The following is a 9,740-nucleotide window of genomic DNA, read 5'->3' as shown; positions in this document are numbered from 1 at the left end:
CTAGGGTTGGGGACATGTCCGAGGCTGTCGTTGCACAAGGGGTCACCGTCCGGGTGCCCGGCAAGCTCAACCTCGCCCTGTCCGTCGGGCCCCTGCGTGCGGACGGCTACCACGAGCTGGCCACCGTCTTCCAGGCCATCAGCATCTACGACCGCGTCATGGTCGAGCCGGCCGCGGACTGGTCGGTGCGCACGGTGGGCGACTACGCGCTCCAGGTGCCGGGCTCGACCGACAACATCGCCCTGCGGGCGGCGCAGCTGCTGGCCGAGCGGGCGTCCGCGATCGTCGGCTCCGAAGCGTCCTGCGGCCCCGTCGCGCTGACGATCGACAAGAACCTCCCGGTCGGTGCGGGGATGGCCGGGGGGTCGGCCGACGCCGCGGCGGCGCTGGTCGGGTGCGCCGAGGTCTGGGACCTCGGGGTGCTGCGCGACGACCTGGAGTCGCTGGCCGCCGAGCTGGGCGCAGACGTCCCGTTCCTGCTGCACGGCGGCACCGCCCTGGGCTCCGGACGCGGCGACAAGATCTCACCGGTGCTCTCCCGCGGCGACCTGCACTGGGTGCTCTGGGTGACCGCCGAGGAGGGGCTGTCCACGCCGGAGGTGTATGCCGAGTGCGACCGGCTGCGCGGCGAGGCGGAGGTGCCGTCGCCGGTGGTCTCCCAGGACCTCGTCTCCGGCCTGCGCACCATGGAGCCCGACGCCGTGGGCGCGGCCCTGCACAACGACCTCCAGGCCGCGGCGCTGTCGCTGCGCCCGCAGCTGCAGGAGGTGCTGGACTCCGGGCTCGACCTGGGGGCCCGAGGTGCGGTGGTGTCCGGGTCAGGACCGACCGTGGCCTTCCTGGTCGGCTCGCAGGCCGAGGCCCTCGACTTGTCGATGGGCCTGGCGGCGCGTGGACCGGCCGGCGACATCCTCCGCGTGACCGGTCCGGTCGCGGGCGCCGGCGTGATCGGATCGCGCGGCCCGGGGCCACAGCTCGGCACCGGCTGATGCCGCAACCGGTCACCGACTGATGGCGCCGTTGGTCGCCCTGGACCGCGCCACGATCGTCGTCGGCACCCAGGTCCTGCTCGACGGGGTGTCGGTGGGGGTGTCGCCGGGTGACCGGGTCGGGGTCGTCGGGCGCAACGGTGGGGGCAAGTCCACCCTGCTCAACCTGCTGCTCGGCGCCCGGGAGCTGGACAGCGGCCGGGTGGTGCGCACCGGTGGGGTCAGCGTCGGGATGCTGGCCCAAACCGACGACCTCGAGCCCGAGGCCAGGGTGCGCGACGTCGTGCTCGGTGACCTCGCCGAGCACGAGTGGGCCGGCGACGCCCGGGTCCGCGAGATCGTCGACGGGCTGCTCGGCGACCTCGACGCCACCGCCCTCGGAGGCTGGGACGCTGTGGTCGGGCCGATGTCCGGTGGGGAGCGGCGCCGGCTGGCGTTGGCCGCGCTGCTGGTGGCCGATCCCGACCTGTTGCTGCTCGACGAGCCCACCAACCACCTCGACGTCGAAGGAGTGGCCTGGCTTGCGACATACCTCGCCTCCCGACGGCCCCGCACCGACAACGGGCTGCTCGTCGTCACGCACGACCGCTGGTTCCTCGATGCCGTGAGCACCCGCACCTGGGAGGTCGACGACGGCGCGGTGCACACCTACGACGGCGGGTATGCCGCCTACGTCCTGGCCAAGGCCGAGCGCAGCCGGATCGCCGCCGTGACCCAGGAGCGCCGGGCCAACCTGCTGCGCAAGGAGCTGGCCTGGCTGCAGCGCGGGGCGCCGGCGCGGACGAGCAAGCCGAAGTTCCGGATTGAGGCGGCCGGGGCGCTGATCGCCGGGGAGCCGGCCCCGCGCGACGAGGTCGAGCTGGTGCGCTTCGCCACGACCCGGCTGGGCAAGGACGTGTTCGACCTGATCGAGGCCACAGCGGTCCTGGGGGAGCGGACCCTGCTGGAGCGGGTGACCTGGCGCCTGGGGCCCGGCGACCGCTACGGCATCGTCGGGGTCAACGGCGCCGGCAAGTCCACACTGCTGCGGGTGCTGCGGGGGGAGCTGGCGTTGGCCGCGGGCAAGCTGAAGACCGGCAAGACCGTGCAGATCGCGGCCCTGAGCCAGGACCTGCGCGAGCTGGACCCGCTGGCGGGGCAGACGGTGATCGACGCGATCACCCAGGTGCGCAGCTTCACGATGCTGGGCGGCAAGGAGGTCTCCGCCTCGCAGCTGGCGACCCGGCTGGGCTTCTCGGGTGGGCGGCAGCGCTCCCGGGTCGGCGACCTGTCCGGCGGGGAGCGCCGGCGGCTGCAGTTCCTGCGGCTGCTGATGGACGAGCCCAACGTGCTGATGCTGGACGAGCCCACCAACGACCTGGACATCGACACCCTCACGGCAATGGAGGACGTGCTGGACGGCTGGGCGGGCACGCTGCTGGTGGTCTCGCACGACCGCTACCTGCTGGAGCGGATGACCGACCGCCAGGTCGCCCTGCTGGGTGACGGCTCGCTGCGGGACCTGCCCGGCGGGGTGGAGCAGTATCTGCGACTGCGCCAGGAGATGCGGGATTCCGCTGATCGCGGGCGGCGTGCTGGCTCAGCGGTCGGGGCCGCGGCTCCGTCGCGGTCCGCTGCCTCTGGCGCAGGGGCGGGTGCTGCTTCTGGTGCTGCGTCGCGCTCCGCTGCCTCTGGTGCAGGGGCGGGTGCTGCTTCGGGTGCCGCGACCCCGGCACCGGCGGCGGCGCAGCGGGAGGCGCGCAAGGCGGTGGCGCGCGCCGAGCGGTCGTTGACTCAGCTGGCCACGCGCGAGGAGCGGCTGCACGGGCAGCTGGTCACGGCGGCCACGGATGCCCAGGAGACGCTGCGGCTGTCCCGTGAGCTGGACGAGCTGCATACCGAGCGTGAGCAGCTGGAGATCCAATGGCTCGAAGCCGCCGAGCTCGCCGACCCCTGAGCGACCGGCCTGCATTGCGCGGCCTTGTGTACATTGCGCCGCGTCCGGAAGGGGCGCAATGGACGCAAAGCCGCGCAATGTGCACGGCGCCTGGCACGGCTACTGTGCTGTCGTGGACCAGGCCCAGGACGACGTCGACCGGATTGTGGCCGCGTGGCGCAGGGAGCGACCTGACCTCGACGTCGGCCCGCTGGCGATCATGTCCAGGCTCTCCAGACTGTCGCGGCGACTGGACGGGGCACGACGGCAGGCATTCGCGGACAGCGATCTGGAACCCTGGGAGTTCGACGTGTTGGCGGCCCTGCGGCGAGCGGGTGACCCCTACCGGCTCACCCCGGGGGAGCTGCTGAGGGAGACGCTGGTGACCAGTGGCACCATGACCAACCGGGTCGATCGGCTGGTCGCCCGTGGCCTCGTGCTCCGGACGGCTTCGTCGGGAGACCGCCGCGCGGTGCTGGTCAGTCTCACGCCGGAGGGGCAGCGCTGCGTGGACGACGCGCTGACGCGCCTGGTGGGGCTGGAACACGAGTTCTTGCAGCCGCTCGACGACGAAGCGCGGGAGCGGCTGGTCGTCTCCTTACGATCACTGCTCGGTCCGTTGGAGCACTACCGGCCTTGAGTCACCCCCTCGGTGATCACGTGGAGAGCTTTGCCGCGGCAGCTCGGAGACGCTGGGCCAGCTGTGGCACGTCGGCCAGCTCCTTCCACACGACTCGGTCCAGAGCCCAGCCGCGTGCCCGGATTCGATCCTCGCGGATCTTCTCCTGCACCAGGGCCTCCCGGCCCTGGACGCCGTCGTACTTCATCGCACCGTCGAACTCCCACAGGCTCCGGGTGCCCTTGATGCGCAGGTCGGCGTAGGCGAAGGCTCGGCCGTCCTGGTCCAGCACCGGGAACTGGGTCTGCACGGCATACCCCAGGTCCTGCGCGGCGAGTCGCAGGAGGCTCTCGCCCGGTGACTGGCCCCCTGGGTCGAGCCGTTCGAGCATGATGCGAGCGGCGCCGACACCCGGACCTTCCCCCAGCAGCCCGACGGCTGCCTCGATCGCGGCGCGCGAGAGTCGAAGACGGTGCAACCCTGAGTCGGCGGCGACCACTCCGGGCCTGAGGCCGTAGCCGGCGGCCACTTGGGCGATGGCCGTCGCTGCGGTGACGGTGCGGACACCGCCCACCACGACGATCTCCGGCGTGCGGCGCGGGCGCCAGATCCGCAGGTGGGCCGAGGAGTCCATCCCACTTGAGGTGCGCACGGCCTGGGCCACGCCCATGGGCACGTCGTAGGTGGCGAGGCCGTGCAGCAGCAGCGCGCTGTGATGACTCGCTGCGATGCGCTCACCGTGCAGTCGCGCCAACCCCCGGGTCAGGTCGTCCAGACGATCCTGCGGACCGGTGCCGACCGGCCCTACGGCATACACTCCGCGACACGCCTGGCGGACGTGCCGCTCGCGCAGCCACGTCCTCAGCTCGCGGACCGTGTGGCCCGTGCCCACCAGGTCGGCCCGCACGAAGACGCCCTCCGCGAGTGCGGTCAGCCGGGTGAGGTCGGGGTGCACCTGTGCAGCCTGCCCGAATGCGGTGGTGCTGCGCCGACGAGAGAGAGCGACCTGTGGACAACGCTGACCTCACACTGCGCGGCATAGCGTGCATTGCGCCGTGGGCGGACACGGCGCGATGCACGCAAGGCCGCGCAGTTGGGCTCCGCGGGCTCGGGGGACGCCTCCGCCTGCCCAGGGCCCGCCTCCGCAGGCTCAGGAGGGTCGCTGGGTGCGCAGGGTGGGATGGGACTCCATGCCCGCCAGACCGTTCCAGGCCAGGTTGACCAGGTGAGCGGCGACGTCGTGCTTCTTGAACTTGCGCGAGTCCAGCCACCAGCCCCCGGGGATCGCGACCATGCCGACCAGCATCTGGGCGTAGAGCGGGGCCATCTTGGGGTCCAGCTTCTGGCGCTTGAACTCCGCGGCCAGGATGTGCTCCACCTGCGTGGCCACATCGCTGATCAGCGAGGCGAAGGTGCCGGTCGCCTGTCCGGGCGGGCTGTCCCGCACGAGGATCCGGAAGCCGTCGGTCGAGGACTCGATGTAGTCCAGCAGCGCCAGCGCTGCACACTCGAGCAGTGCGCGGGAGTTGCCTCCCTGGGACAGCGCCGAGGTGATCGCGGACAGCAGGGCCTGGATCTCGCGGTCCACGACCACGGCATACAGCCCCTCCTTGCCGCCGAAGTGCTCGTAGAGGACGGGCTTGGAGACCCCCGCCGCCATGGCGATCTCCTCGACGCTGGTGCCCTCGAAGCCCTTCTCGGCAAACAGTCGCCGCCCCACGTCGATCAGCTGCTCGCGCCGCTGCGGGCCGGTCATCCGCGATCGGGCGACGCTGGCCTTGCTGGGAGTCGACATACCCCCATCATGTCAACCACCGCACAGAGCACGGTCCACCCGCCGACTCGGGCGTGCGCGGCCACGCGAGCACCGCGACTGGCCTACCCTTGTCGGGTTCCCCGGGCGTGCCGGGGGTCTTCCCCGGTTGCTCTGCTGGCAGGGGCCGCCTGACTTTGAATCAGGATTAGCGACGTAGGTTCGATTCCTACCCGGGGAGCGCGGTCGGTCCGCGGTCCGCACCCATCGCCGGGGCGAGTTAGAGTCGTTACTCGTGAGCATTCCCGCTGCTGTCGTGGTCCTCGCTGCGGGCGAGGGCACCCGGATGAAGTCCGCCACCCCCAAGGTGCTGCACCGCATCGGCGGTCGGTCGCTGGTCGGACATGCCCTGTATGCCGCACGCCAGGCCGCCCCGCAGCACCTCGCCGTGGTCGTCCGGCACCAGCGCGAACTGGTCGCCGCACACATCGCGGAGATCGACGAGACCGCCCTGATCGCCGACCAGGACGAGGTCAAGGGCACCGGCCGGGCCTGCGAGTGTGGCTTGGACGTGCTGCCCGACGACCTCACCGGCACCGTGTTGGTGACCATGGGCGACGTGCCGCTGCTGACCGGGCAGACCCTCACCGAGCTGACGGCCCGGCATGAGCAGGAGGGCTCCGCGGTCACCATCATCACCGCGCGACTGCCCGACCCGACCGGCTACGGGCGCGTGCTGCGGGACGAGACCGGTGCGGTCGAGACAATCCTGGAGCACAAGGATGCCGTGGCGGCCCGGGAGCAGGGCGGCCGCTGGGCCGACGCCCTGGACGTGGCGGAGATCAACTCGGGCATCTACGCCTTCGATGCGGCGCTGTTGCGCCGGGCGCTGCGGCAGGTGGGCACCGACAACGTGCAGGGGGAGAAGTACCTCCCCGACGTCCTGGGCATCGCCCGGGCTGAGGGGCTGCGGGTCTCCGCGCACCTGATCGAGGACCTGTGGCAGACCGAGGGCGTCAACGACCGGGTGCAGCTGGCCAAGCTGGGCGCTGAGCTCAACCGGCGGGTGGTCGAGGGTCACATGCGCGCCGGGGTCACCGTGGTCGACCCCGCCACGACCTGGATCGACGCGGACGTGAGCATCGGGCAGGACACCGTCATCCGCCCCGGCACCCAGCTGCTGGGCGCCACGACCATCGGCGCCGAGGTCACCATCGGTCCGGACACGACCCTGGCCAACGTGGAGATCCGCGACGGTGCCACGGTGATCCGCACCCACGGCGAGCACTCCGTCATCGGCGCCGGCGCCAGTGTCGGCCCGTTCGCCTATCTGCGGCCCGGGTCGGTCCTGGGCGCGAAGGGCAAGATCGGCACCTTCGTGGAGACCAAGAACTCCGACATCGGCACCGGTTCCAAGATCCCCCACCTCACCTATGTCGGTGACGCCACGATCGGCGAGCACAGCAACATCGGCGCCTCCAGTGTGGTCGTCAACTACGACGGCGTCGCCAAGCACCGCACCACCATCGGCAGCCACGCCCGGATGGGCAGCGACACCATGTATGTCGCACCCGTCACGATCGGCGACGGCGCCGGCAGCGGAGCCGGCACGGTGATCCGCAAGGACGTCCCGCCAGGGGCGCTCGCGATCAATGTGGCTCCGCAGCGCAACATCGAGGGCTGGGCCCAGTCCCGGCGACCCGGCACCCCGCAGGCCGAGGCCGCCGAGGCAGCCAGCGCACCGCATACCGAGGAGAGCCCCCAGGCATGACCGGCATCGTGCGCACCACCCAGAAGAATTTGATGCTCTTCGCCGGGCGCGCCCACCCCGCGCTGGCCGCGGAGGTCGCCGATGCGTTGGAGAGCGACATCGTGCCGATGCAGGCGCACGAGTTCGCCAACAGCGAGATCTTCGTGCGGTTCGACGAGTCCGTGCGCGGGTGTGACGCGTTCGTGCTGCAGAGCCACACGGCCCCGGTCAACGAGTGGATCATGGAGCACCTGATCATGGTCGACGCGCTCAAGCGCGCCTCGGCCAAGCGGATCACCGTGGTCCTGCCGTTCTACGGCTACGCCCGGCAGGACAAGAAGCATCGCGGTCGCGAGCCGATCTCCGCACGCCTGATGGCCGACCTGTTCAAGACCGCCGGTGCCGACCGGCTGATGGCCGTCGACCTGCACACCGCCCAGATCCAGGGCTTCTTCGACGGCCCGGTCGACCACCTGATGGCGCTGCCGATCCTCACCGACTACGTCTGGGACAACTACGGCAGCGAGCACCTGGCCGTCGTGTCGCCGGATGCCGGGCGGATCAAGGTCGCCGAGCAGTGGTCGCGCCGGCTGCGCGGTGCCCCGCTGGCCTTCATCCACAAGACCCGGGACACCACCCGGCCCAACCAGTCGGTGGCCAACCGCGTGGTCGGCGAGGTCAGTGGGCGCACCTGCGTGCTGGTCGACGACATGATCGACTCCGGCGGCACCATCTGCCAGGCCGCGGACGCGCTGATGGCCGAGGGTGCGGCGAGCGTGGTCGTCGCGGCCACGCACGCAATCTTCTCCGGCTCCGCGGTGCACAAGCTGTCGGACTCGGTGGCCCGCGAGATCGTGGTCACCAACACGCTGCCGCAGACCGATGAGACCCGGGCCATGCCCAAGATCACCGAGCTGTCCATCGCTCCGCTGATCAGCCGGGCCATCCGGGCGGTGTTCGAGGACGGGTCGGTCACCGACATGTTCGACGGCCAGGCCTGAGGTATGTCGTGCGCCGGTTTTTGCTGAATCGCCCCCTGCCGTAGACTCGGCCGGGTTGCCTCGGCGAGGGACGCCATACGGTCGGTCGGACGCACTGGTCCACCACCTCGGCTCCGTGATCGACGCGGTGGTGCGCGGCTGCTCAGCCCGCCCCTGTCGCGTTGACTCCACGTCCACCCGCCCGCGTCGTGTCCTACGTCGAGGCCCCTGTCGTCGCCGTCCGTGAACATCGTGAAAGAGGCCAGCATGTCCGACCAGACCCGCATCACCGCCGAGCGGCGCACCGAGTTCGGCAAGGGTGCCGCCCGCCGGATCCGTCGCGCCGACAAGGTGCCCGCCGTGCTCTACGGCCACGGCACCCCGCCGCTGCACTTGGCCCTGCCCGGCCACGACACGATGATGGCGCTGAAGCTCAGCAACGCCCTGCTCACTCTGGACGTCGGGGGCGAAGAGCACTTGGCGCTGGCCAAGGATGTGCAGCGCGACCCGATCAAGCGCGTCATCGAGCACGTCGACCTGGTGGTCATCCGCAAGGGCGAGAAGGTCGAGGTCGACGTCGCGATCCACGTCGAGGGTGAGACCGCGCCGGAGACCTACGTCACCGTCGACCGCAACGAGATCACCGTCGAGGCCGACGCCACCAAGATCCCCGAGTCGTTCACGCTGTCCGTCGAGGGCTTCGAGGCCGGCCGGCACATCCTGGCCGGTGAGGTGGAGCTGCCGCAGGGCGTCACCCTGATCACCGATCCCGAGGCGCTGGTGGTCAACGTCACCCAGGCGATCTCGGAGGAGGCGTTGGAGGCCGAGCTGGCCGAGGCCGAGGCCGAAGCCGGCATCGAGCAGGACGCGCCGGAGACCGAGGACTCCGAAACCACGGAGGCCGGCGACGACGCTGCCTCCGACGACGAGAAGTCCGAGGAGAGCTGAGCCGCATCCGGTGGTGCGGGTGTCGGCCCTGGCCGGTGCCCGCACGGCTGGCTGAGCTGCATACCCAGAAGGGGTGAGACCGGTGGACGCGGACCCCTGGCTCGTCGTCGGGCTGGGCAATCCCGGGCCGAGGTATGCCGGCAACCGGCACAACATCGGCGCGATGGTCCTCGCGGAGCTGGCTCACCAGGCCGGGGTCGCACCGAAGCAGCACAAGGCTCGGGCCTGGGTCAGCGAGATCCGGCTCGGCACGATGCCCGGCGGACTACCCGGTCCGCGCGTCGTGCTGGCCCAGCCGATGAGCTACATGAACGTCTCCGGCGGGCCGGTGGCCGGCGTGGCGAAGTTCTTCTCGATTGCGCTCGAGCGGACCGTGGTGTTGCACGACGAGCTGGACATCGACTTCGGGACCGTCCGGCTCAAGCGCGGCGGTGGCGAGGGCGGTCACAACGGGCTGCGCTCGATCAGCCAGTCGCTGTCGAGCAAGGACTACTTGCGGGTGCGCCTCGGGGTCGGCCGCCCGCCCGGCCGGCAGGACCCGGCCGACTACGTGCTGTCCGACTTCCCGGCGCGTGACCGGGTCGACGTCGAGCTGCTGATCGGCGACGGCGTCGACGCGGTGCACGACCTGCTGCACCTGGGCCTGGAGGCCGCGCAACAGCGCTTCCACTCGCGCTGAGCGGCTCGCTCGGGAGCCTCTGTCGGCCGGACCGTGTCAGTGCACGAGCCAGCCGGGGGTGACTCAAGAATGGGGACTCAAGAATGGTGAACCAGGAATGGTGGCGC

General features: G+C 71.1%; 9 protein-coding genes and 1 tRNA gene. 8 read left to right on the top strand and 2 right to left on the bottom strand.

Translation table 11 applies throughout. From position 1 onward, the window contains the following. Window positions 1-14 precede the first annotated feature (14 nt). From ACR2FV_RS00975 to ACR2FV_RS00965, 3 genes are read left to right on the top strand one after another with little or no spacing between them, the layout of a single operon-like run. Window positions 15-989 carry a 4-(cytidine 5'-diphospho)-2-C-methyl-D-erythritol kinase gene (locus ACR2FV_RS00975; protein ID WP_434013862.1) on the top strand — a complete coding sequence of 325 codons (975 nt, stop codon included), beginning with the start codon at window positions 15-17 and terminating at the stop codon, window positions 987-989. Window positions 990-1,011: 22 nt separating this feature from the next. Continuing rightward, window positions 1,012-2,925, top strand: coding sequence for an ABC-F family ATP-binding cassette domain-containing protein (locus tag ACR2FV_RS00970; RefSeq protein WP_434013860.1), 1,914 nt, complete (start codon window positions 1,012-1,014; stop codon window positions 2,923-2,925). A gap of 58 nt (window positions 2,926-2,983) precedes the next feature. Further along, window positions 2,984-3,544 (top strand): MarR family winged helix-turn-helix transcriptional regulator, encoded by a 561-nt coding sequence (locus ACR2FV_RS00965; RefSeq protein WP_434013859.1) that lies wholly within the window; start codon window positions 2,984-2,986, stop codon window positions 3,542-3,544. 16 nt (window positions 3,545-3,560) lie between these two features. Here ACR2FV_RS00965 and ACR2FV_RS00960 read toward each other — a convergent pair whose 3' ends face one another. Beyond that, complete coding sequence (locus tag ACR2FV_RS00960) at window positions 3,561-4,478, bottom strand: hypothetical protein (protein ID WP_434013858.1); 918 nt, start codon at window positions 4,476-4,478, stop codon at window positions 3,561-3,563. A gap of 195 nt (window positions 4,479-4,673) precedes the next feature. Beyond that, window positions 4,674-5,318 carry a TetR family transcriptional regulator gene (locus tag ACR2FV_RS00955; protein ID WP_434013857.1) on the bottom strand — a complete coding sequence of 215 codons (645 nt, stop codon included), beginning with the start codon at window positions 5,316-5,318 and terminating at the stop codon, window positions 4,674-4,676. 120 nt (window positions 5,319-5,438) lie between these two features. Here ACR2FV_RS00955 and ACR2FV_RS00950 point away from each other — a divergent pair. The 5 genes from ACR2FV_RS00950 (at window position 5,439) to pth (ending at window position 9,633) form a co-directional block, all read left to right on the top strand. Next, window positions 5,439-5,517 (top strand) — tRNA-Gln (locus ACR2FV_RS00950). A gap of 105 nt (window positions 5,518-5,622) precedes the next feature. Next, window positions 5,623-7,047 (top strand): bifunctional UDP-N-acetylglucosamine diphosphorylase/glucosamine-1-phosphate N-acetyltransferase GlmU, encoded by a 1,425-nt coding sequence (glmU, locus tag ACR2FV_RS00945; protein ID WP_434013861.1) that lies wholly within the window; start codon window positions 5,623-5,625, stop codon window positions 7,045-7,047. After that, on the top strand, window positions 7,044-8,027 hold the full coding sequence (locus tag ACR2FV_RS00940; protein WP_434013856.1) for a ribose-phosphate diphosphokinase: 984 nt from the start codon (window positions 7,044-7,046) through the stop codon (window positions 8,025-8,027). Before glmU ends, ACR2FV_RS00940 begins: the two co-directional genes overlap by 4 nt. Window positions 8,028-8,273: 246 nt before the next feature. Beyond that, on the top strand, window positions 8,274-8,954 hold the full coding sequence (locus ACR2FV_RS00935; protein ID WP_434013855.1) for a 50S ribosomal protein L25/general stress protein Ctc: 681 nt from the start codon (window positions 8,274-8,276) through the stop codon (window positions 8,952-8,954). Window positions 8,955-9,036: 82 nt separating this feature from the next. Next, the gene (gene pth / locus ACR2FV_RS00930) at window positions 9,037-9,633 is read left to right on the top strand and encodes an aminoacyl-tRNA hydrolase (protein WP_434013854.1); all 597 of its coding nucleotides are present in this window, start codon (window positions 9,037-9,039) and stop codon (window positions 9,631-9,633) included. The last annotated feature ends 107 nt before the right edge of the window (window positions 9,634-9,740 follow it).

It is taken from the genome of Ornithinimicrobium sp. (assembly GCF_051004135.1).
Classification (GTDB): Bacteria; Actinomycetota; Actinomycetes; order Actinomycetales; family Dermatophilaceae; genus Ornithinicoccus.
Note: the sequence above shows the minus strand (reverse complement) of the source record. Positions and strands in the feature narration are given on the sequence as shown.

What these genes read in the sequence shown, in the direction of transcription:
- ACR2FV_RS00975 (WP_434013862.1), top strand. Translation starts at nt 15, where the DNA reads ATGTCCGAGGCTGTCGTTGCACAAGGGGTCACCGTCCGGGTGCCCGGC.
- ACR2FV_RS00970 (WP_434013860.1), top strand. Translation starts at nt 1,012, where the DNA reads ATGGCGCCGTTGGTCGCCCTGGACCGCGCCACGATCGTCGTCGGCACC.
- ACR2FV_RS00965 (WP_434013859.1), top strand. Translation starts at nt 2,984, where the DNA reads ATGGACGCAAAGCCGCGCAATGTGCACGGCGCCTGGCACGGCTACTGT.
- ACR2FV_RS00955 (WP_434013857.1), bottom strand. Translation starts at nt 5,318, where the DNA reads ATGTCGACTCCCAGCAAGGCCAGCGTCGCCCGATCGCGGATGACCGGC.
- glmU (WP_434013861.1), top strand. Translation starts at nt 5,623, where the DNA reads ATGAAGTCCGCCACCCCCAAGGTGCTGCACCGCATCGGCGGTCGGTCG.
- ACR2FV_RS00940 (WP_434013856.1), top strand. Translation starts at nt 7,044, where the DNA reads ATGACCGGCATCGTGCGCACCACCCAGAAGAATTTGATGCTCTTCGCC.
- ACR2FV_RS00935 (WP_434013855.1), top strand. Translation starts at nt 8,274, where the DNA reads ATGTCCGACCAGACCCGCATCACCGCCGAGCGGCGCACCGAGTTCGGC.